This is a genomic window from Cellulosimicrobium sp. So1_17 (genome assembly GCF_055181235.1).
Window position 1 is genome coordinate 3,018,289 of the sequence record NZ_CM143702.1, and the last position, 24,784, is coordinate 3,043,072.

The following is a 24,784-nucleotide window of genomic DNA, read 5'->3' on the forward strand; positions in this document are numbered from 1 at the left end:
TGTCGACGAGCCCGCGCGGAGTCACGCGCCGAGCCCACGGTGAGATGGCTGTGGCGATCAGGCCAGGTCGGGCGAGGGGTTCTCGACGTCCGTGAGGTCGGGGTCGAGCGCAGCGCCGGTCCCGAAGATCTCGACGAGCTCGCGCTCGGCGTTCACGACGCCGGCGAGGCGGCGCACACCCTCCCGGATACGGTCCGGGGTGGGGAAGCAGAACGAGAGGCGCACGTGGTCGGCCCCGGTGCCGTCCGCGTAGAAGGCCGTGCCGGGGACGTAGGCCACGCGGGCGGTGACCGCTCGCGGGAGCATCGAGCGGGCGTCGAGGCCTTCAGGGAGCCGCACCCAGGTGTAGAAACCTCCCTCGGGGACGGTCCAGCGCGCCGTCGGGAGGTGCTCCGAGAGCGCCCCGATCATCGCGTCGCGACGCTCGCGGTAGAGCTCGCGGAACTGCTTGATCTGGCCCTTCCAGTCGCTGGTGTCCAGGTAGGCCGCGATGGCGAGCTGAGACGCGTTCGACGGGCACAGGATCGCGGACTCGCTCGCGAGGACGAGCTTCTCCCGGACCGCGTGGGGGGCGACGACCCAGCCGACCCGGTAACCCGGGGCGAACGTCTTCGAGAACGATCCCAGGTAGAGCACCCCGTCCTCGTCGAGGGAGCGGAGGGCGGGCAGTGTCTGACCGTCGAAGCCCAGGAGGCCGTAAGGGTTGTCCTCGATGACGAGGACCCCGTGCCGGCGCGCGATCTCCAGCACGCGAGGACGCCTCTCGGCGGACAGGCTCACGCCGGCGGGATTGTGGAAGTTCGGGACCGTGTAGAGCAGCTTGACCCGCCGGCCCTCGGCCGCAAGGGCGGTGAGCGTCTCCTCGAGCGCTTCAGGGACCAGTCCGTGCTCGTCGAGGGGGACGTGGACGACGTCGGCCTGGTAGGAGCGGAAGACGCCCAGCGCTCCGACGTAGCTCGGGGCCTCGGCGACCACGACGTCGCCCGGGTCGATGAAGATCCTCGTGACGAGGTCGAGCGCCTGCTGCGACCCGGTCGTGACGACGACGTCGTCGGGGTGGCAGTCGATGCCCTCGAGCCGGACGATGTCGAGGATGCGTTCGCGCAAGGTCTCGTCGCCCTGGCCCGAGCCGTACTGGAGCGCTGTCGTCCCGCGCGTCGCGACGAGCCGCTGCATCGTGTCGGCGATCGTGTCGAGCGGCAGGCCCTCGAGGTAGGGCATCCCGCCGGCGAGCGACACGACCTCGGGGCGGTTGGCGACCGCGAAGAGCGCCCGGATCTCCGACGCGCGCATCCCGTGCGCGCGCTCTGCGTAGGCGCCGAACCACGGGTCGAGGCGGGTCCCGGCGGAGGTCGGCTGAGGGGGAGGGGTGGGCGCGCTCACGTTTCCCAGTCTCGCACGACGCATCGGGGGATCCCGTGAAGACGCCGGAGGGCGGACCGCTCGAAGCGGCCCGCCCTCCGGCGTCGTGGACGTGGTGCGTCAGGCCGTCGTGGCGAGGACGGCGTCGATCTCCTCGGTCAGCGCACGCTTCGGACGAGCGCCGATGATCGAGCGCTGGAGCTCGCCCCCGACGTAGACGTTGAGGGTCGGGATCGACACGATGCCGTAGGCGCCCGTGGTCTCCGGGTTCGCGTCGGTGTCGAGCTTCGCGATCTTGATCTTGTCGCCGTACTCCTCGGAGAGCTCTTCGAGGATGGGCGCGACCTGGCGGCACGGACCGCACCAGGTGGCCCAGAAGTCGACGAGGACGGGGACGTCGGACGCGAGGACCTCGTCGCGGAAGGTGGCGTCGGTGACGGGAACGGTGGCCATGCGTGACCTCCAGGGTGGAGTGGCGACGGGGGACGACCTCCGTCGCGGGACGGGTGGGAAGATGTCGAGAGGCGTCAGGCGCGGATCTCGGCGAGGGCCTCGGGGAGCTCCTCCGGGTTCGGGCTCTCGGGCGTCCCGGCCAGGTCTGCCAGACCCGCGGCGTCCGCGAGCTCGGTGAGGTAGCGCTGGGCGTCGAGCGCGGCGGAGCAGCCGGAGCCGGCCGCGGTGATCGCCTGGCGGTAGGTGTGGTCGACCAGGTCGCCGCACGCGAAGACCCCGGGCAGGTTGGTCGCGGTGGTGCGGCCGACGACCTGGACGTAGCCCTCGTCGTCGAGGTCGATCTGTCCGGCGAGGAGCTCGCTGCGGGGCTCGTGCCCGATCGCGACGAAGAGGCCCGTGGCGGGGAGTGCGCTCTCGGCGCCGGTCACGGTGTCGCGCAGGCGCACGCCCTCGACCTTGCTCTCGCCGTCGATGCCCACGACCTCGGAGTTCCACGCGAACTCGATCTTGGGGTCGGCGAGGGCGCGGTCGGCCATGATCTTGGACGCGCGCAGCTCGTCGCGACGGTGCACGATCGTCACCTTCGAGGCGAACCGGGTGAGGAACGTGGCCTCCTCCACCGCGGAGTCGCCGCCACCGACGACCGCGATGTGCTGGTCACGGAAGAAGAATCCGTCGCACGTCGCGCACCAGGACACCCCGCGGCCGGACAGCCGCTTCTCGTCGTCCAGGCCGAGCTCGCGGTACGCCGACCCCGTCGCGAGGATCACGGCTCGTGCACGGTACGTGTCACCGTTGCCCGTCACGACGGTCTTCACGGGGCCGTCGAGCTCGAGCGACGTCGCGTCGTCCCACTCGACCCGGGCGCCGAAGCGCTCGGCCTGCTTGCGCAGCGACTCCATGAGGTCCGGACCCATCACGCCGTCTGGGAAACCCGGGAAGTTCTCGACGTCCGTCGTGTTCATCAGCGCACCGCCAGCGGTCACCGAACCGGCCAGCACCACGGGCGCCAGGCCCGCGCGGGCGGCGTAGATCGCCGCGGTGTAGCCAGCAGGACCCGATCCCACGATGATCAGGTTCTCGACGGTCGGCTGCTCGGTCACGTGATGCTCCTCGGTGTCGGTGCGCGACGTACCCGCCGCGCGATGTGGTGAACGCCGGCGACGGCCCATCTGTTCCGCGGCGCGCTCCTCCCACGGTACGGCGTGGGTCCTGCGCTGCGTCTCAGGAGAGCAGGATCTCGTTGATCTCCATGCGGTTCTCGCCCGCCGCGTTCTGCGGCAGCTCGGTGAACCACAGCACGATGGACTCGGCCTCGACGGGCTCGGGGAACGTGAACTCGACGCCGGGTGAGAGCGGACCGGACGCGAGCACCTCGCCCTCGGTCGGGGTGCCCGGCGACGTGGCACGGATCTCGACGTTGCCACCGTTCACACCCGAGTCGATGACGATCGTCTGCACGGGTGCCTTCTCCTCGAGGACGACGGCGAAGCCGATGCCGTCCTTGAGCCCGGCGAAGTCGGGGCTGTTGTACCGACGGGTGTACCAGAACGTCTCGGGCTGGCTGTCGAAGGCGAGCGCGACGGCCTCGGGGTGCTCGCCCTCGTTGCCCGGGTCTGCGTCGCCCTGGGGGTCGAGCGCCTGGGCGGAGGCGATCACGGGCCGGACCTCGGGCGCAGGTGCGGGCTCCTCGCCGCCGCCGTCGGTCGCACCCGGTTCGCCCTCGGCGGGGGTCTCCTCACCCGTCGTCTCGCGGCCGTCGGACTGCACGGCGGGCGAGAAGCCGTCGAACGCGGTGTCGACCGCCCAGAAGACGCCGGCTCCGACGAGCAGGACGACCAGCACGAGGACGAACGGCGTCGCGTTGAAGCGGCGTGGCCCACGGCGGGGGACGGGCTCGCCCCAGCTGCCCTCGGCGCTCTGCGCAGCGGGCAGCTCGACGGCAGGCTGCTGGACCGCGGGAGCGGAGGAGCTGGCTGTCCCGGCGGGCGCGGGGTAGGCCTGGGTCGGGGTGGCGCCCGGGTCGTACGCGGGCGGCGGCGGCACGGGCAGCGGGCCGGTGGGGGGCGGGCCGACCGCGGTGGCGGCGGCCTGCTCCTGGCCGTACGTGGCGGTTCCGGCTGCGTACCCGGCAGCCGCGTAGCCGGCGGCCCCCGGGACGGCACCTACGCGGTGGATCCGCCCGGTGGCGGGGCGGCGGACCGGGGGAGCGGGCGGCGGCGTCCCGGGCGGGGCCGACGCCCCGCCGTCGAACGCGGTCCGTACGGACTGACGGCTCACGCCTGCGGCGGAGGCGGCCGCGCCGGGCTGGACGAACGCGGGCAGCGCGGCGACCACGGACACCTCGCCCCACGGCTCGAGCGCCGAGACGACGTCGGCGGGCGTGCTCGGCCCACCTCCGGCGACAGGCCCGGTCCACGACGCGGCGTCGCCCGTGGCGGCGGTGAAGGTCTCGCTGCACAGCTCGTCCAGCTCGGCCGGCACGTCCGAGCGGACGGCGGACGGCGGGAGGGCCCGGTCGCCGGAGAGCTGGGCGGGCAGCGGGTGGATGGCGTCCGCGGAGATCCAGGGGACGTCCAGGGACGGGCCCGCCCAGCGGGCGGTGACGGCGTAGTAGAGGAGGGCGACGAGCCCGACGGCGTCCGCCCGGGACGTGCGGTCGGGGTCCTGCTGGTCCTGTCCTGCGACGCCGGCGTCGAGGCCCAGCCCGGTCACGACGACGCGGCTCCCGTCGACCCGGACGGCGTCCGGGCGCAGCGCGAGGTGGTGCACCCCGCGGCGTCGGGCAGCCTCGAGCGCGGAGGCGGCCTCTCCGACGATGGCGCGGGCCTGCTGCGGGTCGACGATGCCGCCCGCGACGACCTCGGCGAGCGTGATGCCGACGAACGGTTCGGTGACGACGTACGCCGCGCCGTCCTCCGCCCCGACGTCGAGCACGCGGGTGAGGCGCGGGTCGGCGACGAGCGCGGCACGGCGCGCGGAGTCGAGCGCGTCGGCGACGTGCGCGCCGGTGACGAGCGAGACCCGCACGGGCCGGTCGAGGATCTGGTCGTGCGCCGACCAGGCCGTGACGTCGGCGAGGTCGGACGGGAGCTGCTCGTCCAACCGGTAGCGGGCGACGAGCAGTGTTCCGGGGGCCACGCCGTTCACCGGACCTCCTTCGGGGGACTCGTGGTCGACACCACCACATGGTACGCGGGCCCGGAATGCCCGGGTATCCAGGGAAAGGATCGTCGGCAGACCCGTGCGAGGGCCCGCTCGGGTGCGGCCCTCATCGCCGCACGAGACGTCGGACGCGGCCGAGGACCGGCCCGAGGAGCTGGTCGAGCTCGCGCACGCGCAGCAGCTTGAGGCCGCCGACGTACGCGGCGGTCATGACGACCCCGACCACCCCGACGACGAGCACCGCGTGCCCCCACGACAGGCCGTAGATCTCGCCGAGGAACCGGCCGTGGAGCTGGAGGAGGCCCCATCCGACGCCGGCGCTCAGGGCGGCCGCGAGGATCGCCTTGACGTGCATGCGGACGATCCGGAAGCCGTCGAGACCGCGCAGCGTCCGGCGCAGGCCGACCGTCCGCAGGGCGACGGCGACGAGGTTGGACAGGCTCATCGCGGCACCGACACCGACGACCCACCAGTGCGGGTCGAGCGTCCGGGTCGCGAGCCACGACACGCCGACGAGCACGATCGTGCCCGGCACCTGGATCCAGAAGACGGTCCGGCCGTCCTCGAACGCGTAGTAGACCCACTTCATGAGCACCATGCCGCCGAGCGGGACGAGGCCGAACGCCATCGCGACGAGGACCTGTGCGACGGCGGCGCCGGACGCGGCGTCGACGGAGGGCACGAGGAGCTTGGTGATCGGCAGCGCGAGCACCACGAACACGGCGGTCGCGAACACGGTGAACACGCCGACCGTGCGGACGCCGCGGGACAGGTCGTGCCGCACGCGCGCGACGTCGCCGGCGTGCGCGGCCGCGCTCATGCCCGTGAAGAGCGCGGTGGCGATCGAGACCGTCACGAGGGAGTGCGGCAGCAGGTAGATCATGAGCGCCTGCGTGTAGGCGGCGTTGCCCGCGACGGTGAGCGAGTCGGCGAACGCCTCGGGGGCGCCGGCGGTGAGGCCGGTGACGACGCCGAGCGCGCCGGGGTCGTCGGCGTACCTGCCGAACGCGTCGGTGAGAGCGGCGCGCGGCGCCTCGCTCGCGAACCGCGTCGTGAACAGGACGCCGACCTGCTCGAGGAGCACGGCCGCGAACGTCCACAGCGCGACCTGGCCCGCTGACCGGAGCCCGATGCCGTGCAGCCCGAACCGGACGTGCCACCGGAAGCCGGCGCGCCACAGCGGCACCACGAGGATGAGGGCCTGCGCGGCGACGCCGAGCGTCGCGGTCCCGGCGAGCAGCGCGATCTTCGGCCCGTCCCACTGCGACAGGTCGTCGACGTTGCCCGTGGCCGCGGGGCCGTAGACGGCGATGAACGCCGCGAACCCGGCGATCGACACGACGTTGTTGAGCACCGGGGCCCACATGAACGGCCCGAACTGGCCGCGCGCGTTGAGGACCTGCCCGAGCAGCGTGTACAGCCCGTAGAAGAAGAGCTGTGGCGTGCACCAGAACGCGAACGCCACGGCGAGCGACATCTGGGGCGACGTCCACCCCGGGCCGGTGTACAGCGCGACAAGGATGCTCGACCCGGCCGTGAGCAGAGCGGAGATCGCGAGCAGGACGACGCCCGACAGCGTGAGGAGCTTGTCGAGCCGCTCCTGCGTGTTGTGGGCCCGGTAGGCCCGCACGATCTGGGGCACGAGGACCGCGTTGAGCACGCCGCCCGCGAGGATCGCGAACAGCACGTTGGGGATCTTGTTCGCGACGTCGAAGGCGTCGGCGACCAGGCCCGTGGTGCCGATCGCCGCGACGAGCAGCACGTTGCGCACCAGGCCGAGCGCGCGCGACACGAACGTCCCCGACGCCATGAGCGCCGACGACCGGCCGAGCCCACCGGTGCGCGAGCCGTCGGACGGGGCGTCGGTCACGCCGGCCTCGGCGACCTCGTCGGGCATGCCCGACGCCGCGGGGTCGCCCGGGAGTGTCGACGGCCCGGGGCGGCCGGCCCCGCGCGTCGTGCCGGGCCGGTCGCCGTGGCCCTCGCCCGGTGGGCGCACGTGGCGCGGTGCGCCGGTCATCGGCGCGGCTCGCCGTCGGTCGGCGGGTCGGTCGGGGGGTCGGTCGGGGGAAGGGCGGGCTGGTCGACGGTCGCCCCGGCGAGCCGTCGCGGGGACCTCCCGCGCCGCACCGTCCGCCAGATGCCGGCGAGCATCCCGACGGCGAGGAGGACCGCGACGACGACGGTGCCGACGGACTCCCAGTCCGCACGCACCCGGACCACGAACTTCTGGGGCTCGGCCACGCGCACGTCGGGCCGCACCTGGCTGACCACCTCGACGTCGACGACCACGTTGACGCTGCCCGCGGCCTCGACCGGGACCTGCACGGTGACCTCGGAACCGGCCGGGATCGTCGCGGTCTCACGGTCGGGTGCCTTGAGGCGGGGCTCGTCGGGGCGCAGCACGACCTGGACCACGGCGTCCTGGTCGAGGTCGTTGCTCAGCCGGATCGGAAGGCTCTGCTGCTCGGCGAGCAGCAGGATCGAGGAACCGCGCACGATCGAGATGCTCCCCGTCACCGCCCGGGTCGACTGCTCGGCCTGCCGGACCGCGTCGGTCCGCGCCGCGGGGACGGCGCGGAACGCGACCGAGGTGGGTGTCACGAACCCGCTCTCGAGGGGTCGCGTCAGCGCCGCGGGGTCGGGGGCGACGGTGGCGAACGCGGCGAGGCCGTCGCGCGCGCGGGCGAGCGTCCGGAGCTGCGTCGTCGAGATCTCGTCCGCGGCCGGCGAGCTCTCCGGCAGGGCGGTTCGCGCGACCTCCGGGACGGCCGCGGCGAGCAGGTCGTCGACCGGGACGACGTCCGCCCAGGCGGCGGACTCCAGCGCGGCGAGGCGTGCGGTGAACGCCGCGGGGTCCGGGTCCCACGCGCGCGGCAGCGCGACGAGGACGTTGCGGAGGTCGGCGGGGCGCTCCCGCGCGATCACCGCGGTCTCGGCGAGGAGCCGCTGGGTCGTCACGGGCTCGGCGCTGCTGCCCGCGGCGAGGAGACCCGTGAGCACCGGGTCCGGGACGAGGGCCGTGACGTCGCCCGCCGACGTGGACACCCGCGCGCTGCCGGTCGGCGTGTACGTCAGGGAGGAGTCCGGCGTGAGCGCGTCACCGCCCACCACGACGGTCGACGCGCCCGACGACGCGGCGAGGGTCACGGTCGGGAGGTCCGGGACCGTCTCGGCGGGCCACGCGAGGTCCGTCCGCCAGGCCGCGGTCGCCGTCCGGTCCTCGGGGACCGCGGGAACGGGGTCCGCGCCGGGGAGCGGTGTCCCCTCGGGCAGCGCGACGCTCGCGTGGGCGTAGGCCGCGACGTCGGGGTCGTAGGCGCGCAGAGCGAACGTCGTCCGAGCCTCTGCGGCGGTGAGGACCTCGTCGGCCCACGCGGTCACGGCCGGGTCCGGGGACCCCTGTGCGGCCGCGACGAGCGCCGGGTCGACGACCCAGCCGATCTCGGACGTCGGCCCGGTCGCAGCGGTGAGCCGTGCCAGCCGACCAGGCTCGTCCTCCGTGCCGACCGCGACAGACAGCGCGTCGTCGTACGTCTCGGGGTCGGGGTCGACCGCAGGGCCCGTGACCGCGGCGACGACGCTCAGCCGGACCGGCGGGACCTCGCCCGTCGGCGCCCAGACGACGAAGGTCCGCTGCACGGCGAGGCGTTCCCCGCCGTCGGACACCCGGACGGCGAGCCCGCGCGGCCCCCAGTCGCTCGCGCCGCCGAGGCTCAGCTCGGCCGCGGTCACGGAGAAGGCGACCTGCGTCGTCGCGCCGGGTGCGAGCGGGTCGAGCGTCTCGCGCGCGGCGCGGTTCCCCGGGAGGGTCGAGGCATCGGCGGTCGCCCAGGCGTCGAGCGCCGAGCGGGTCACCGCGGCACCGCGCTGGACACCGAGGTCGACCGCGGGCGCGTCGAGCGTGCGGTCCGTCCCGTTGGCGACGGTCGCGGTCACGGCCAGGGTCCCGCCCGCGGAGAGCACGCCGGGGGACAGGGCGTCGATCGTCACGGTGACCTCGCCGTCGGTCGGCGTGACGTCGGCGGCGACCACGGACGGGGCAGCGCGGCTCGTGACCGGGGCGAGGACCGTGAGGACGAGCACGAGCAGCGCGAGCAGCGCGGCCGGGGCGGCGTGGTGCACGCGCGCGCCGCGAGGGTCGGAGGACGTCATGAGTGGTCGGCGGGGCTCCGTGGGGCAGGCGGTGGCGGCCCGCCCGGCTCGTCGGTCGGCCGGCGGGACGAGCGGACGATCGTCCCGGTCACCCTACTCGTGATCGTCCCGTGGAACCGCGCCGGCCGGCCGGCGAGGACGCTGTGCGCGACGAGGGCGATCCGCCGCTCGTTGGGGTACGCGAGGCGATCGGGCAGCTCGCCGACCGGGATCCAGGCGACGTCCTCCGCCTCGCCGTCGGGGTCGCCCTCGACCGTGAGGTAGCCGCCCGTCGCACGGAGCAGGAAGTGGTGCACGACCTTGTGGACGCGGCGGTCGTCGCCCGTGAACCAGTAGTCGATGACGCCGAGCGGCTCGCGGACCTCCCCCCGGATGCCTGTCTCCTCCGCGATCTCGCGGACGGCCGCCTGCTCGGGCGTCTCCGCGCCCTCGAGGTGGCCCTTCGGCAGGCACCACTCGAGCCGGCCGCCCCGGTTGCGGCGCGCGATGACCGCGGCGCTCGGACCGTCGGCGGTGTCGTGGATGACGAGCCCGCCGGCCGACACCTCCTCCACGACGGGGAGCGGCGTCGGCGTCGGAGCGGCGCGGGCGCGCGGGTCGATGTGCAGGGGATGCCCTCCGGGCGGGGCAGGGACGGCGACGGGACGCTCGTGCCCGCGTCCCCCCGTCGTGCCGCTGTCGTCCGGCCCACCGGCGCCCGGAGACCTCCGGGGGTCGTCGGCGCGCGCAGGGGTGGACATGCACCAACACTACCGAGTGGCGCTCCGCCGACCGTCCCATCTGGCAGGCTTGGGTGTCGTGCCCACGCCACCGTCCTCCCCGCCGACCCCTGCGGCGCTCGAGCTGCAGCGCCGCGCCCTCGCCGTGCTCGCAGAGCTCGCGCCGGCCGCGATCGAGCTGGGCGAGGCGTTCCGCGCGGCAGGCCACGAGCTCGCGCTCGTCGGCGGCCCGGTCCGGGACGCGTTCCTCGGCCGGGCGAGCAACGACCTCGACTTCGCGACGTCCGCGTCCCCGGACGAGACGCAGGCCATCCTCGCGCGGTGGGGCGACGCCCACTGGGACATCGGCAAGGAGTTCGGCACCATCGGCGCGAAGCGGTTCTCGCCCGAGATCGTCGTCGAGGTGACGACGTACCGGTCCGACGAGTACGACGCGACGTCGCGCAAGCCCGTCGTCGCGTTCGGGGACACGCTGGAGGGCGACCTGTCGCGCCGCGACTTCACGGTCAACGCGATGGCCGTCCGCGTGCCGGAGATGACGTTCGTCGACCCGTACGACGGCCTCGGCGACCTCGCGCGACGCGTGCTGCGGACGCCGATCGCACCCGAGCGCTCGTTCGACGACGACCCGCTGCGCATGATGCGTGCCGCGCGGTTCGCGGCGCAGCTCGGGTTCGAGGTCGACGGCGGGACGCTCGCCGCGCTCGTCCTCATGACCGAGCGCGTGGAGATCGTCTCCGCCGAGCGCGTGCGCGACGAGCTGTCGAAGCTGCTGTGCGCGGCCGAGCCGCGGCGCGGGCTCGAGGTGCTCGTCGACACGGGCCTCGCGGACCACGTGCTGCCCGAGCTGCCCGCGCTCAAGCTCGAGATCGACGAGCACCACCGGCACAAGGACGTGTACGAGCACTCGCTCACGGTGCTCGACCAGGCGATCGCGCAGGAGACCGGGCCCGACGGCGCCGTCCCTGCGCCCGACCTCGTGCTGCGCCTCGCCGCGCTCCTGCACGACGTCGGCAAGCCGCCGACGCGGCGGTTCGAGGAGGGCGGCGGCGTGAGCTTCCACCACCACGAGGTCGTGGGGGCGAAGATGGTCGCGAAGCGGCTCAAGGCCCTGCGCTACGACAAGCAGGTCGTGAAGGACGTCGCGCGGCTCGTCGAGCTGCACCTGCGCTTCCACGGGTACGGCGACGGCGCCTGGACGGACTCCGCGGTGCGCCGGTACGTCACCGACGCCGGGCCGCTGCTCGAGCGGCTGCACCGCCTGACCCGTGCCGACTGCACGACGCGGAACCGCCGCAAGGCACAGCGGCTGCGGGAGTCGTACGACGACCTCGAGCACCGCATCGCCGACCTCCGCGCGAAGGAGGAGCTCGACGCCGTCCGGCCGGACCTGGACGGCGCCCAGATCATGGCGATCCTCGGCATCCGTCCGGGCCCGGTCGTCGGTCGGGCGTACAAGCACCTGCTGGAGCTGCGGCTCGACCGTGGACCGGTCGACGAGGACGTCGCCCGCGAGGACCTCCTGCGGTGGTGGGCCGAGCAGCCGGAGTCGACGGCCGGCTGACCGGCGCCGGGTGGGCGCCGTGCGGGTCGGGCGCTGGGCGGGTCGGGCGCCGGACGAGGCGCTCCGGGGCGGCCGTGCCGGGTCTACCATCCGCGGTGCTCGTTCCTCGCACCGCTCCCGCCAGACCCGCCACGACCCGGCACGGCCGCCCCTCCGGCCTCGACCGGCGCCCTCGTGAGCGGACTCCCGTCTCGTCCGGCGTCCTCCAGAGCGCCCTACCGCTCTCGTCCGGCGCCCGTCCGGCGCCTGACGACGACGGCACGTGGTCCCTGCAACACGTCGCCTCGGGACGGTGGCTCGTCAGTGGCCGGACGGGACCGGGGCTCCGCCGGGACCGGCGGGGGCGCGGCGCAGGAGGAACGACAGACCGACGGCGACGAGCATGACCGCGGTGCCCCAGACGAACGCGTCGCCGACGCCCTCGGCGAGCGCGACCTGCGGCGACGCGCCGTCGGCCTCGTAGGCGATCGACCGCGTGGTCATGACCGCGACGAACATCGCCGTGCCGGCGGCGCCGGCGAGCTGCTGGACCGTGCCGATGGCCGCAGAGCCGTGCGAGTAGCGGTTCGGCTGGAGCGACGACAGGGCCGTCGTGAAGAGCGGCGTGAACATGAACGCGAGGCCGAGGCTCAGCGCGACGTGCAGCGCGAGGACGAAGAACGGCGACGAGTCGGCGTGGATGGTCGTGAACGCCGCGAGGGCGACGGCCACGACGCTCACGCCGGGGATCACGAGCGGACGGGGTCCGACGCGGTCGAACAGGCGGCCGACGGTCGGGCCGAGCAGACCCATGAGCAGCCCGCCCGGCAGGACGATGAGGCCCGTCTGCAGCGGCTCGAGACCCATCGCGTCCTGGAGGAACAGCGGCAGCAGGATGAGCGAGCCGAACATCGCGACCATGCCGACGGCCATGATTCCGAGCGGGACGCTGAACCCGCGCGAGGCGAACACGCGCAGGTCGAGCAGCGCCCGGTCCTCGCGCTGGAGGCGCACCTGACGCCACGCGAACGCGCCGAGGGCGAGGGCTCCGAGGACGATCGGGATCCACGGCGCCACCACCGGGGTGTGCCGCGCGGCCTCGCCGATGCTCGACAGGCCGTAGACCAGACCGCCGAACGCGAGCGCGGCGAGCAGGAGGGAGAACGGGTCGAGGCGCGAGTGTGTACGGTCCGCCACGTCCCGGACGTACAGGAAGCCGAGAACCAGGGTGACGAGCCCGATCGGCAGGACGATGCCGAACACCCAGCGCCAGCTCAGCGTGTCGAGGATGAGGCCCGAGAGCGACGGGCCGAGGGCCGGCGCAGCGGCCATGACGATCGAGATGTTGCCCATGACCTTGCCGCGGATCGCCGGCGGGACGAGCGTCATGATCGTCGTCATGAGCAGCGGCATCATGATGGCCGTGCCCGACGCCTGGACCACACGCCCGACGAGCAGCCAGGAGAACCCGGGCGAGAGCGCGGCGAGCAGGGTGCCGGCGCTGAAGAGCGACATCGCGAGCAGGAACGCCCCGCGCGTGCCGAGCCGCTGCAGCAGGAAGCCGCTCGCGGGGATGACCACGGCCATCGTGAGCATGAACGCCGTCGTGAGCCACTGACCGGTGCTCGCCGTGATGCCGAGGTCGGTCATCAGCGGCGCGAGCGCCACGCTCATCGTCGTCTCGTTGAGGATCACGACGAACGCGGAGACGAGCAGCAGCGCGATGACGAGGAAGTCCTCGCGCGGCAGCTTGTCGACGCCGACGTGCGTCGCGGTGCCCGACGGCGCGCCGGTGACCGGAGCGTCGGTGACGGGAGCGTCGGTCACGGCGTCGCCGGGCAGGGGTCGGGCCGTGGTGTCGGGGGAGGGGGAGGCTGGCACGGAGTTCTCCGCTCGCGTCGTTCGGTGCGCCGGTCTCGGTCCAGGCCGGCGGGGGCGGGTTCGGGCTGCACGGGGGCAGCCCGGAGGTCGCGTGCGAGGCACGCGACGGCGGTGTCGGGGGAGGTCGGTCGGGAGGCCCGGGGAGTCGGGCCGGCCGGGCCTCGCGGCGTCCGCCACGAAGATCCGTACCCTGTACGACCGATCCTCATCCTGCGTTATTCCCACCGGACGTGACGACTTCTTTTCGCCCCCGGAGTCATCGGTCTCCGGGCAGTCCGATCCTGCGGGAAGCTCCGCGGACGAGCGGAGATAGAGGACAGGATCTGACCGCTATGACACGTAGCGTCGACGACACACCCCATCGAGCACCGGAGGCCTTCATGGAGTTCCGTCCGTTCACGATCGACGTCCCGCAGGCCGCGCTCGACGACCTGCGCGACCGGCTCCTCCGCACGCGCTGGCCCTCCGAGCCCGAGACGGACGGATGGCAGCGCGGCACCGAGCTCTCGACGATGCGGCGACTCGCCGCGCACTGGACCGACGGCTACGACTGGCGGGCGCACGAGGCGAGGCTGAACCGGTTCCACCACGTCGCGACGACGATCGACGGGCACGAGGTGCACGCGATCCACGAGCGCGCCGTGCGACCGGGCGCCGCTGCTGTCCTGCTCCTGCACGGCTGGGCGGACTCGTTCTACCGCTACGCGCACGTCGTGGACCGCCTCACGGGACGAGACCCCGGCGTCGGTCCCGACGAGCCGGTGTTCGACGTCGTCGTGCCGTCCCTGCCCGGCTTCGACTTCTCGGAGCAGCCCGAGGCCGGGACCGTGAGCGGGACCCGGACCGCCGACGTCGTCGCGCGGCTCATGACAGGGCTCGGCTACGAGCGCTACCTCGCGCACGGTGGCGACTGGGGCTCCGTCGTCGCGCAGGAGGTCGCGCGCGCCCACCCCGACCGCGTCATCGGTCTCCACCTCACGGACGTCCCGTTCCCCAACCTGTTCCTGGTCGACCGGGAGACGGCGAGCGAGGCCGAGCGCACGATGTTCGCCGCGCTCGAGACGTGGAGCGAGACGCGCGGCGGGTACGTCGGGATCCAGTCGTCGCGTCCGCTGACGCTGTCCTACGGCCTGAGCGACTCGCCGGTCGGGCTCGCCGCGTGGCTGGTCGACCACTTCGCGTACCTGTCCGACACCCTGCCGTCCGACGACGACCTGCTCACCAACGTGATGCTCTACTGGGTGGCCAACTCGATCCGCTCGTCGATGCGTTTGTACAACGAGGGTCTCGACGGCGACTGGGGAGACGGAGCCTCGGACGACGCCTGGGAGGGTGCGGGCGACGACGGCGCGGAAGACGACAGCGCGAGCTCGCAGGGCGGTTGGGGCGAGGGGGGCGACGACGCCGGCTGGTCCGTGCGGGTGGACGTGCCGACGGCCCTGGCGATCTTCCCGCGCGACATCCTTCCGCCGCCGCGCGAGTACGCCGAGCGGTTCTTCGACGTCCGGCGGTTCACGACGATGCCGCGCGGCGGGCACTTCGCCGCGCTCGAGGAGCCGCAGCTCGTCGTCGACGACCTGCGGGCGTTCGCCGCGGAGCTCGACGGGGCCGCGCAGCTCGACCGGACCACGGGGCCCGACCGGGCCGCGGAGCCGACCGGCTGATCAGGCGGGCGTCGCGCCCGACGTCGTCGCGGCGTCGGCCACGACGGCGCGCCCGGTCTCGGCGGGCGTGCGCGCGCCGCGCGTCCACAGGACGAGCGCGGCGAGCACGTACGCGACGGCGAGCGCGACGAAGACGCCGCGCGACCACCCGGTGTCCGGGAGGGTGAAGGCGGCGAGGGCCGCGGCGCCGACGAACGCCGCGTTGTAGAGGACGTCGTAGAACGCGAACGCCCGTCCGCGGTACCCGTCCTCGGTGTCGCGCTGGACGATCGTGTCGACCGCGATCTTCGTGCCCTGCGCGGCGAGGCCCAGCAGCGCGGCGCCCGTGTAGACGACGGCGCGCGACGGCGTCGTGACGAGGAGGAGCTGGCTCGCCGCGGCGAGCAGCAGCATGATCGCGATCCACGCCTGCGGGCCGGTGTACCGCGACAGCGTGGGGGTCAGCACCATCGCGCCCGCGCCGCCGACGCCCGTGAGGCCGACGACGATCGCGAACGTCGCCATGCCCGCGTCCTGGTTGCCCGGGTCGAGCAGGTTGCGCGAGATGAGGATCGACGCGATGAACACGACGCCGTAGAGGAAGCGGTGCGTCGCCATCGCGAGCAGCGCCTGACCGGGCGTGCGGCGCGCGACGAGGTAGCGCGCGCCGTCGACCAGCCCGCGCGCGACCTTGACGATCTCGCTCGCGATCGCGGCCTCGGCGGGGCGGTCGGGACCGAGCTGCGTGCGGCCGAGCCGCAGCGCGAGCAGGGACGCGACGGCGAAGACGAGCGCGGCGCACACGAGCGCCGAGGAGTCCTTGACGCGGCCCGGCTCGAACGTCAGGCCCAGGAGGAAGCCGATGCCGCCGCCGACGAACGCGGCCCCCGCGCCGAGCGTCGGGGTCAGCGAGTTGGCCGTGAGCAGCAGCGGGCCGTCGACGACGCGCGGAAGACCCGCGGACAGGCCCGCCAGGAGGAAGCGGTTCACCGAGAGCGCCGCGAGGCCGACCGCGTAGATCCAGGCGCTCACCCCGCCGGACAGCATGAGCACGGCCATGCCGAGCGTCAGGACGACGCGGACCGCGTTGCCCCACACGAGGACCTGGCGGCGCTGCCACCGGTCCAGGAACACGCCGGCGAACGGGCCGACGATCGTGAACGGCGCGAGCATCACCGCGAACGCGCCCGCGATCGCCGACGCCGTGCCCTGCGACTCGGGCGAGAAGAACAGCAGGGACGCGAGGCCGACCTGGAACATGCCGTCGCCGGCCTGCGACACGAGCCGCACCGCGAACAGCCGACGGAAGCCCTCGAGGCGCAGCAGCGCCCGGAGCTCGGAGATCACACCCACACGTCCACCCTACGTTTCAGTTCGTGCCCGACGGCGGTACGGCCCCGATGGTCGGTCGACGGCGGTGGTCGCCCTGGGCCGGCGAGACAGAGACCTGGTCGCCTGGGCGAGACGACGTGCGAGCGGGTGGGGGCGGTCTCGGATGCGAAGGGCGTGGAGCCGCGCTCCTGAACCTCCGGCCGACAAGCCAGGGTGAGGGCGCGGCAGCCCGAGCACCGAGACCGCCCCCACCCGCGGACCCGCGTACTACGTCGGAGCGGTCAGATCAGCGCTCGACCTGTCGGTCGCGCTGATCCTGCGCTCCGGATCAGCGCTCGACCTCGCCGGCGATGAAGGCCTCGAGCTGGGCGCGGCCCTTCGTGTCCTCCATCTGGACCGGCGGGGACTTCATGAAGTAGGTCGACGCCGAGAGGATCGGGCCACCGACGCCGCGGTCCTTGGCGATCTTCGCGGCGCGGACGGCGTCGATGATGATGCCGGCCGAGTTGGGGGAGTCCCAGACCTCGAGCTTGTACTCCAGGTTCAGCGGGACCTCGCCGAACGCACGGCCCTCGAGGCGCACGTACGCCCACTTGCGGTCGTCGAGCCACGCGACGTAGTCCGACGGGCCGATGTGGACGTTGCGGTCCTCCGTCTTGCCGGCCAGGGCACCGGTCAGGTTGGAGGTCACGGCCTGCGTCTTGGAGACCTTCTTGGACTCCAGGCGCTCGCGCTCGAGCATGTTCTTGAAGTCCATGTTGCCGCCGACGTTGAGCTGGTACGTGCGGTCCAGCACGACGCCGCGGTCCTCGAACAGCTTGGCGAGCACGCGGTGCGTGATCGTCGCGCCGACCTGCGACTTGATGTCGTCGCCGACGATCGGCACGCCGGCCTCCTCGAACTTCGCGGCCCACTCCGGGTCGGACGCGATGAACACGGGGAGGGCGTTGACGAACGCCACGCCGGCGTCGATAGCGGCCTGCGCGTAGAACTTCGCAGCGGCCTCGGAACCGACGGGCAGGTAGCAGACGAGCACGTCGACCTGGGCCTCGCGCAGCGTGGCGACGACGTCGACCGCCTCGGCGTCCGACTCCTCGATGGTCTCGGCGTAGTACTTGCCGATGCCGTCGAGCGTCGGGCCGCGCTGGACGGTCACGCCCAGCGGCGGGACGTCCGCGATCTTGATCGTGTTGTTCTCGGAGGCGTTGATCGCCTCGGAGAGGTCGAAGCCGACCTTCTTCGCGTCGACGTCGAACGCCGCCACGAACTCGAGGCTCGACACGTGGTAGTCGCCGAACTGCACGTGCATGAGGCCCGGGACGGTGCTGCTCGGGTCGGCGTCACGGTAGAAGTGCACGCCCTGGACCAGAGACGATGCGCAGTTGCCTACGCCGACGATGGCGACGCGGATGGAGGTCATCCTCGCTCCTTGGTGTTCGAAGTTCCAGGGTCCTCGGGTCGCCGTGCGCCGTCGGGCTCCTGCTCGGGTGGTTCCGCAGGATGCGGGGTGCTGCTGGGTCGTGCGCGAGCGCTCCCTCGGGGGTGCCCGAAGGTCCGGTCGCGCTCGGTGGTGATGAGACCGTCGAGCCAGCGCACCTCGCGCTCGACCTGCTCGAGTCCGTGGCGCTGCAGCTCGAGCGTGTACTCGTCGAGCCGCTCGCGGGTGCGGGCCGCGGACTCCCTGACCGCCTCCAGCCTCTCCGTGAGCCGGGTGCGCCGGCCCTCGAGGATGCGGATGCGGGTCTCGGCGTCGGTCTGCGCGAAGAACGCGAACCGGACGTCGAAGCTCTCGTCCTCCCACGCGGCCGGCCCTGAGGAGGCCAGCACGTCCTGGAGGTGTTCCTTGCCCTCGGCCGTGAGCTCGTAGACGATGCGCGCCCGCTTGCCCGACAGGGCCGGGGCGAGCGCCGTCTGCGCCGCCGTCTGCTGGGTCCCCGTGATGAGGCCCCGCGCGACGAGCGACTTCAGCGCCGGGTACAGCGAACCGTACGACAGCACACGGAACGAGCCGAGCATGATGTTGAGCCGCTTGCGCAGCTCGTACCCGTGCAGCGGCGACTCGTTGAGCAGGCCGAGGATCGCGGTCTCGAGCACCGGTGTCTTGCTGCGCACGATCCCACCTCCTGACTGCCTCACGCCTCGCCGGCCGAGCGGCCGGAGGACTCGATGTATCGAGTCGATACATCGGAAGGTTAGGTCTTTCCGAGGTGTCGCGCAATGCAGGCTCGCCGGTGAGACGCGCGTCACGGGCTCGCCCGGGTTTGTGAAGGACCCGCGGAGGCGCGGGGACGCCCGGGCGAATCAATGGGGCAGCATCCGCCGATCGGCACCGCACACCCTTGTGCGCGCAGGGCGACGCCCTATTGTTCAGGGTGGTCCGCCGTGTGCCGGTCCCGTGCCCGACGACGTCCCTCGCCCCAGGCGGGGATGCGGCGTCGGACCCCGGGCCGGGTCGTGACGGGCCACGAGCGCGCCGAGTGCCGCTCTCCGCTCGCCCCCCAGAGGAAGGTAGACCGTGGCGCGATCCACGAGGACGAAGGGACGGACGACCGCCAGCGGGCGTCGTCGCTTCTTCGACTACCCGCGTTCGCGCGTCCAGGGCTTCCGTCGGTGGCTGCCGTCGTGGCGCGTCGTCGTCGGGACGATGCTCACGGGCGTCGCGCTCGTCGCGGGCGTGCTCGTCGCCGCGTGGTTCACCACCGACGTGCCTGACGAGCTCCCGACCGTCGACGCGCAGACGTCGACGGTCTACTGGGGCGACGGCACGACGACGATGGGTACCTACGCCGTCGAGAACCGCGAGATCGTCGACTTCGCGACGCTCCCCGAGTACGTGGGCGACTCCGTCGTCGCGTCGGAGGACCGCACCTTCTGGACCAACTCGGGCGTCGACGTCCGGGGCATCGCGCGCGCCTTCTACAACAATCTCAAGGGCGGCGGGCGCCAGGGTGCCTCGACGCTCACGCAGCAGTACGTCGAGCGCTACTACACGAACACGGTGACCGACTACGCGGGCAAGGCGCGCGAGGCGATCCTCGCGCTGAAGATCACGCAGCAGCAGGAGAAGTCCGAGATCCTCGGGAACTACCTCAACACGATCTACTTCGGGCGCGGCGCGTACGGCATCGAGGCTGCGTCCCAGAAGTACTACGGCAAGCCGGCCGCGGAGCTGACGCTGTCGGAGTCCGCGATGATCGCGGGCATCATCCCGAGCCCGACGAACTGGGACCCGGCGAACGACCTCGAGCAGGCGACGCATCGCTGGGAGCGCACGCTGCGTCAGATGGAAGAGGACGGTCACATCTCGAAGGCCGACCACGAGGCCGCGATCGCCGCGGGGTTCCCGCAGCCTGTCGAGTACGTGAAGTCGAACAAGTACGCCGGCCCCACGGGCTACCTCCTCACCATGGTCGAGAAGGAGCTCGCGGAGCAGAACATCACCGAGGACATGCTGCAGAGCAAGGGGTACAAGGTCACGACGACCGTCGACCCGGCCCTCCAGCAGGCGGCGGTCGACACGGCCGGCTCCGTCCCGGAAGGGGCGTCCCCGAACCTCCGGGTGTCGATCGTGTCGGTCGACCCGAACGACGGCTCGATCCGGGCGCTGTACGGGGGTCCCGACGCGATCTCCCAGCCGTACAACAACGCGACGCAGGGTGCCGCCCAGGGTGGATCGACGTTCAAGCCCTTCACGCTGGTGGCGGCGCTCGAGGAGGGGCGCACCCTCGACGAGCGCTTCAACGGTGACAACGACGTGGAGATCGACGGCTTCGACAGGCCAGTGACCAACTTCGGCGGCTACGGGTACGGCAGCACCGACCTGGTCGAGGCGACCGCGAAGTCTGTCAACACCGTCTACGCCGCGCTGAACGTCGAGATCGGTCCGGAGAAGACGGCCGACGTCGCGCACCGCGCGGGGATCAGCGAGAAGACCGAGGTGCTGCCGAACCCGGCGAACGTCCTCGGGACGGCGACTGTCCACCCGGTCGATCTCGCGGGCGCCTACGCGACCCTCGCCGCGGACGGTCTCCGGTCGACGCCGCACGTCGTCGCGTCCGTCGTCGACGCGCAGGGACGGCTCGTCTACCAGGCGCCGGGGGCCGACAAGCGGGTGCAGGAGTTCGACCCGCAGGTCGTCGCGGCCGCGACGTACGCGATGACGCAGGTGGTCGAGGCGGAGGGCGGCTCGGGCAACCCCGCCCAGGCGCTCAACCGGCCGGTCGCCGGCAAGACCGGTACCTCGAACGAGAACAAGTCCGCGTGGTTCGCGGGATTTGTGCCGCAGCTCGCAACCGTCGTGGGTCTCTACCAGGTGGGCGACGACGGTGTCTCCGAGTCGGAGATCACGCCGTTCGGCGGGTGGGAGCAGATCACCGGCGGTACGTGGCCGGTCGAGGCCTGGACGTCGTACATGCAGGCGGCGACGGCGAGCATGCCCGTGGAGAACTTCCCCGAGTACACCCCGCCGAAGAAGCCGCTCCCGACCGAGACGCCGACCGAGACCCCGACGGAGACGCCGACCGAGGAGCCGACGGAGGAGGCCCCCGTCGAGCAGCCGGAGAACGTCACGGTCCCCGGCGTCGTCGGCATGGAGCAGGGCGCGGCGCGCTCGGCGCTCCAGGCGGCCGGTCTCAAGGTGCGGGTCACGGAGGAGTTCTCCGACCAGCAGCCGCGCGGGTTCGTGCTGAGCCAGTCGTCGATGGCCGAGGTGCCCCCGGGCTCGACGATCTCGATCGTCGTGTCGAAGGGACCTGACCCGGCGACCCAGCCGACCGAGGAGCCCACCGAGCCGACCGAGCCGACCGAGCCGACCGAGCCGCCGCCGACGGAGGAACCCGGTGGCGGCAACAACGGTGGCGGCCCCGGCGAAGGCGGGAACGGCGGCGGCGGCGCCGGAGGCTGACGCCGCCCGCGGATTTCCCGGGCCCCGCCTCGTGCGGGTAGCCTGGGGAGCTGCTGTCCACGCCGACGCCCGCCCACCTGGGCGAGCGACGTCGTCGGGCAGCAGGTGCGCGAGAGCGCACAGCAGTGCATGAAAACCCTCCTGTCACGGATGGACCGTGACCGCGAAGACCAGAGGAGGTGGGTTACCCGCATGCGCCAGTACGAACTGATGATCATCCTCGACCCTGAGGTCGAGGAGCGCACCGTCGCCCCGTCGCTCGACAAGTACCTGTCGGTCATCAAGACCGACGGCGGCACCGTCGACAAGGTGGACATCTGGGGTCGTCGCCGCCTGGCGTTCGACATCAAGAAGAAGTCCGAGGGCATCTACGCGGTCGTCGACTTCACCTCGACGTCCGACACCGCCAAGGAGCTGGACCGTCAGCTCGGCCTCAACGAGGTCGTGCTGCGCACCAAGATCCTGCGCACGGACGCTCGCTGACCCTCCCCGCACCCCCTCTCGGCCCTCGTCCACGGGTCGTCCCCACGCCGTAGCGCGTGTGGGCGCCGCGTGATGGGATGGGCCGACGCGCGAGCGGCGAGAGATCGTACGAGTCGAGAATCGACGCCGACGACACCGACGAACCACGAAGGAGCAGGCCATGGCAGGTGACACCGTCATCACGGTGATCGGGAACCTCACGGGTGACCCGGAGCTGCGCTTCACCCCTGCGGGTGCGGCGGTGGCCAACTTCACGGTGGCGTCGACGCCGCGGACCTTCGACCGCCAGTCGAACGAGTGGAAGGACGGCGACACGCTGTTCATGCGCTGCTCGATCTGGCGCGAGGCCGCGGAGAACGTCGCGGAGTCGCTGACGAAGGGCATGCGCGTCATCGCGCAGGGCCGTCTCGTCCAGCGCTCGTACGAGACCCGTGAGGGAGAGAAGCGCACCGTCGTCGAGCTGCAGGTGGACGAGATCGGTCCGTCCCTGCGCTACGCCTCCGCGAAGGTCACCCGGGCCCAGCGCTCGGGTGGCGGTGGCGGCGGCAACTTCGGCGGCGGCGGTGGCGGCTTCGGAGGCTCCGGCGGAGCCTCCGGCGGTGGCGGATTCAGCGCTTCCGGCGGCGGTCAGCAGAACGACCCGTGGGCCACGGCTGGTCCCGCGTCGTCCGGTGGTTCGTTCTCGGACGAGCCCCCGTTCTGACCGTTCGCCTCACCCAGAACACCCGACATCTGGTGCCCGACGCCGCGTGAGCGGCCACGGCTCAGATCGCACCTTGTAGAGGAGCAACACCATGGCGAAGCCTGTGGTGCGCAAGCCCAAGAAGAAGTCCAACCCGCTGAAGTCGGCCAAGATCGAGTCGGTCGACTACAAGGACACCGCGCTGCTGCGCAAGTTCATCTCCGACCGCGGCAAGATCCGCGCGCGTCGCGTGACCGGCGTCTCCGTCCAGGAGCAGCGCCAGATCGCCCGTGCGGTGAAGAACGCCCGCGAGATGGCTCTGCTGCCGTACACGTCGACGGCTCGCTGAGCGGGAAGGGGAAGAACTCATGGCCAAGCTGATCCTGACGCACGAGGTCACCGGTCTCGGTGAGCCCGGCGACGTCGTCGAGGTCAAGGACGGGTACGCCCGCAACTACCTCGTCCCGCGCAAGCTCGCCACGCCGTGGTCGAAGGGTGCCGAGTCGCAGGTCTCCGCGATCCGCAAGGCGCGCAAGACCCGCGAGATCGCGTCGCTCGACGACGCGAAGGCGATCCGCGACTCGCTGCAGTCGAAGCCGGTCGTCGTCGAGGCGAAGGCCGGCACCGCCGGTCGTCTCTTCGGCGCCGTGACGACGGCGGACATCGCGTCCGCGGTCGCCGCTGCCGGCTCGTCGGTCGACAAGCGCAAGATCGAGATCGGTCAGCCGATCAAGTCGACGGGCGACTACACGGTCTCCGTCCGCCTGCACCCCGAGGTCTCCGCGACCGTCGCGGTGAAGGTCGTCGCTGCCTGATCCCGCAGTACCGCTGAGCCCTCGGGCTCGGACGTCGAAGGCCCGGTCCCTCTCCCGAGGTGCCGGGCCTTCGTGTCGCTCCCGGACCGTGTCAGGACGACAGGTCACCTGGGTGTCCCGTGGCCCTGACACGATGCGCGACGAGACCGCGTGTCAGGGTCGGGGAACGCTCGGGTGTCCTGTGGTCCTGACACGTCGGCTCAGGCGGTGCCGGTGACCATCCAGCGCGAGCCGCGGGCGCGGAGACCGGTGGTCAGGGCGCGGGCCGCCATGAAGACCCCGGCGAACGCGAGCCAGAGCCACGCGAGGCCTGCCGCGCCGTCGGGCGCCCAGTGCCGGACGGCGAGCGCGAACGGCACGTAGACGACGAGCGTCAGCATGCCGGCCCACGCGAGGAACCGGCCGTCGCCGGCGCCGATGAGCACACCGTCGAGCACGAATACCCACCCCGCCATGGGCAGGAGGAAGCCGCAGACGGCCATGCCCAGCGCGACGGCGGTCCGCACGTCGGGGTCGGACGTGAAGAGCAGGGCGAACCACCAGCCGCCGGCGGCCATGACGAGCCCGAGCAGCGCGCCTGCCGCGACGCCCCACTGCAGGGTGCGGCGCAGGACGGCGCGGACCCGGGGGACGTCGTCGGCGCCGAGGCCGTAGCCGACGAGCGCCTGCGCGGCGATCGCGAGCGCGTCGAGCGCGAACGCGGCGAGCCCCCAGACGGAGGCGACGACCTGGTAGCCGGCGAGGGTGACCTCGCCGAGGCCGGTGGCGACGAAGACGGTGAGGAGGATCGCGAGGCGCAGCGACAGGGTGCGGACGAACAGCGGTGTGCCGGCGCGCGCGTTGGCCCAGATGCCACCGGCGGCGGGGCGGAGGGCCGCGCCGCGTCGTCGGGCACCGCGCACGACGACCGCGACAAGGATCGCGCCCATGCCGAGCTGGGCGACAGCGGTCCCGATGCCCGAGCCGGCGATGCCGAGCCCGACGCCGTAGACGAGGACGACGTTGAGCACGGCGTTGGCCGTCGCGCCGCCGGCGGCGACCCACAGGGGCGTGCGGGTGTCCTGCAGCCCGCGGAGCACGCCCGTGGAGGCGAGGACGAGCAGCATGCCGGGCAGGCCGAACGCGGACCAGCGCAGGTAGACGACGGCGTGCTCCGCGACGTCTCCCGTCCCGCCCATCGCGCCCACGGCCCAGGGTGCGGTGATCCACAGGAGGCCAGCCAGCACGATCCCCAGGCCGAGGGCTAGCCAGAGGCCGTCGACGCCGGACTGGAGGGCCTCGCGCTCCTGCCCGGCGCCGAGGCGTCGTGCGACGGCCGCGGTGGTCGCGTACGCGAGGAAGACGCAGAGGCCGACGAGCGTGACGAGCAACGTCGAGGCGAGCGAGAGGCCGGCGAGCTCCGCGGTGCCGAGGTGTCCGACGACGGCCGAGTCGACGAGGACGAAGAGCGGCTCGGCGACGAGGGCGCCGAGGGCAGGGACCGCGAGGGCGAGGATCTGTCGGTCGAGCAGCGACCGGCGTGTCGTCGGCGTGTCGTCCGACTTTCTTTCATCCACACCCCTGAGGGTAATGAAGATGCTGGTCAGGCGGGCTCCGGCCACCTGTACACAGGGATATCCCGTCGTTGTCCACATGGTTGTCCACCGGG

19 protein-coding genes are annotated in these 24,784 nt (G+C 72.7%); 7 read left to right on the forward strand and 12 right to left on the reverse strand.

Translation table 11 applies throughout. The features are described from left to right. Nucleotides 1-57 precede the first annotated feature (57 nt). From ACZCLJ_RS13290 to ACZCLJ_RS13320, 7 genes are all read right to left on the reverse strand, one after another. The gene (locus ACZCLJ_RS13290; RefSeq protein WP_251152950.1) at nt 58-1,407 is read right to left on the reverse strand and encodes an aminotransferase-like domain-containing protein; all 1,350 of its coding nucleotides are present in this window, start codon (nt 1,405-1,407) and stop codon (nt 58-60) included. A gap of 75 nt (nt 1,408-1,482) precedes the next feature. Continuing rightward, nucleotides 1,483-1,815, reverse strand: a complete 333-nt coding sequence (gene trxA / locus ACZCLJ_RS13295; protein WP_251152949.1) for a thioredoxin — start codon at nt 1,813-1,815, stop codon at nt 1,483-1,485. Nucleotides 1,816-1,889: 74 nt separating this feature from the next. After that, complete coding sequence (gene trxB / locus ACZCLJ_RS13300) at nt 1,890-2,918, reverse strand: thioredoxin-disulfide reductase (protein WP_463104038.1); 1,029 nt, start codon at nt 2,916-2,918, stop codon at nt 1,890-1,892. A gap of 121 nt (nt 2,919-3,039) precedes the next feature. Then, the gene (locus ACZCLJ_RS13305; protein ID WP_463104039.1) at nt 3,040-4,965 is read right to left on the reverse strand and encodes a protein kinase family protein; all 1,926 of its coding nucleotides are present in this window, start codon (nt 4,963-4,965) and stop codon (nt 3,040-3,042) included. A 121-nt stretch (nt 4,966-5,086) separates the two neighbouring features. Then, nucleotides 5,087-7,000: a murein biosynthesis integral membrane protein MurJ gene (murJ, locus tag ACZCLJ_RS13310; RefSeq protein ID WP_463104040.1), complete on the reverse strand. Its 1,914-nt coding sequence runs from the start codon at nt 6,998-7,000 to the stop codon at nt 5,087-5,089. Continuing rightward, entirely contained in the window at nt 6,997-9,135 is a 2,139-nt protein-coding gene (locus tag ACZCLJ_RS13315) for a DUF6049 family protein (protein WP_463104041.1), read from the reverse strand. The genes murJ and ACZCLJ_RS13315 overlap by 4 nt, the downstream gene beginning before the upstream one ends. Further along, on the reverse strand, nt 9,132-9,875 hold the full coding sequence (locus tag ACZCLJ_RS13320; RefSeq protein WP_463104042.1) for an NUDIX hydrolase: 744 nt from the start codon (nt 9,873-9,875) through the stop codon (nt 9,132-9,134). The genes ACZCLJ_RS13315 and ACZCLJ_RS13320 overlap by 4 nt, the downstream gene beginning before the upstream one ends. Before the next feature lie 58 nt (nt 9,876-9,933). Between ACZCLJ_RS13320 and ACZCLJ_RS13325 the strand changes: the two genes are divergently transcribed. Then, nucleotides 9,934-11,418 carry a CCA tRNA nucleotidyltransferase gene (locus tag ACZCLJ_RS13325; protein ID WP_463104043.1) on the forward strand — a complete coding sequence of 495 codons (1,485 nt, stop codon included), beginning with the start codon at nt 9,934-9,936 and terminating at the stop codon, nt 11,416-11,418. A 300-nt stretch (nt 11,419-11,718) separates the two neighbouring features. On the opposite strand, the gene ACZCLJ_RS13330 is transcribed toward ACZCLJ_RS13325, so the two are convergent. Continuing rightward, nucleotides 11,719-13,278: an MDR family MFS transporter gene (locus ACZCLJ_RS13330; RefSeq protein WP_463104044.1), complete on the reverse strand. Its 1,560-nt coding sequence runs from the start codon at nt 13,276-13,278 to the stop codon at nt 11,719-11,721. A gap of 380 nt (nt 13,279-13,658) precedes the next feature. Here ACZCLJ_RS13330 and ACZCLJ_RS13335 point away from each other — a divergent pair, with 380 nt between their 5' ends. Next, on the forward strand, nt 13,659-14,942 hold the full coding sequence (locus tag ACZCLJ_RS13335) for an epoxide hydrolase family protein (protein WP_463104045.1): 1,284 nt from the start codon (nt 13,659-13,661) through the stop codon (nt 14,940-14,942). On the opposite strand, the gene ACZCLJ_RS13340 is transcribed toward ACZCLJ_RS13335, so the two are convergent. From ACZCLJ_RS13340 to ACZCLJ_RS13350, 3 genes are all read right to left on the reverse strand, one after another. Continuing rightward, nucleotides 14,943-16,274: an MFS transporter gene (locus ACZCLJ_RS13340; RefSeq protein WP_463104046.1), complete on the reverse strand. Its 1,332-nt coding sequence runs from the start codon at nt 16,272-16,274 to the stop codon at nt 14,943-14,945. Between the two features lie 307 nt (nt 16,275-16,581). Next, the gene (locus ACZCLJ_RS13345) at nt 16,582-17,673 is read right to left on the reverse strand and encodes an inositol-3-phosphate synthase (RefSeq protein WP_251152940.1); all 1,092 of its coding nucleotides are present in this window, start codon (nt 17,671-17,673) and stop codon (nt 16,582-16,584) included. After that, entirely contained in the window at nt 17,670-18,365 is a 696-nt protein-coding gene (locus tag ACZCLJ_RS13350; protein ID WP_463104047.1) for a PadR family transcriptional regulator, read from the reverse strand. Before ACZCLJ_RS13350 ends, ACZCLJ_RS13345 begins: the two co-directional genes overlap by 4 nt. A 403-nt stretch (nt 18,366-18,768) precedes the next feature. Between ACZCLJ_RS13350 and ACZCLJ_RS13355 the strand changes: the two genes are divergently transcribed. The 5 genes from ACZCLJ_RS13355 to rplI all read left to right on the forward strand — a co-directional run bounded on the left by ACZCLJ_RS13355 (nt 18,769) and on the right by rplI (nt 23,136). Further along, nucleotides 18,769-21,156, forward strand: coding sequence for a transglycosylase domain-containing protein (locus ACZCLJ_RS13355; RefSeq protein ID WP_463104048.1), 2,388 nt, complete (start codon nt 18,769-18,771; stop codon nt 21,154-21,156). A gap of 192 nt (nt 21,157-21,348) precedes the next feature. Continuing rightward, the gene (gene rpsF, locus ACZCLJ_RS13360; RefSeq protein WP_251152937.1) at nt 21,349-21,639 is read left to right on the forward strand and encodes a 30S ribosomal protein S6; all 291 of its coding nucleotides are present in this window, start codon (nt 21,349-21,351) and stop codon (nt 21,637-21,639) included. Nucleotides 21,640-21,799: 160 nt separating this feature from the next. Continuing rightward, complete coding sequence (locus tag ACZCLJ_RS13365) at nt 21,800-22,342, forward strand: single-stranded DNA-binding protein (protein ID WP_251152936.1); 543 nt, start codon at nt 21,800-21,802, stop codon at nt 22,340-22,342. 91 nt (nt 22,343-22,433) lie between these two features. Further along, nucleotides 22,434-22,670, forward strand: coding sequence for a 30S ribosomal protein S18 (rpsR, locus tag ACZCLJ_RS13370; protein WP_021481584.1), 237 nt, complete (start codon nt 22,434-22,436; stop codon nt 22,668-22,670). A 19-nt stretch (nt 22,671-22,689) separates the two neighbouring features. Next, nucleotides 22,690-23,136: a 50S ribosomal protein L9 gene (gene rplI, locus ACZCLJ_RS13375; protein WP_251152935.1), complete on the forward strand. Its 447-nt coding sequence runs from the start codon at nt 22,690-22,692 to the stop codon at nt 23,134-23,136. Between the two features lie 200 nt (nt 23,137-23,336). On the opposite strand, the gene ACZCLJ_RS13380 is transcribed toward rplI, so the two are convergent. Then, entirely contained in the window at nt 23,337-24,692 is a 1,356-nt protein-coding gene (locus ACZCLJ_RS13380) for an MATE family efflux transporter (RefSeq protein WP_463104049.1), read from the reverse strand. Nucleotides 24,693-24,784 lie beyond the last annotated feature (92 nt).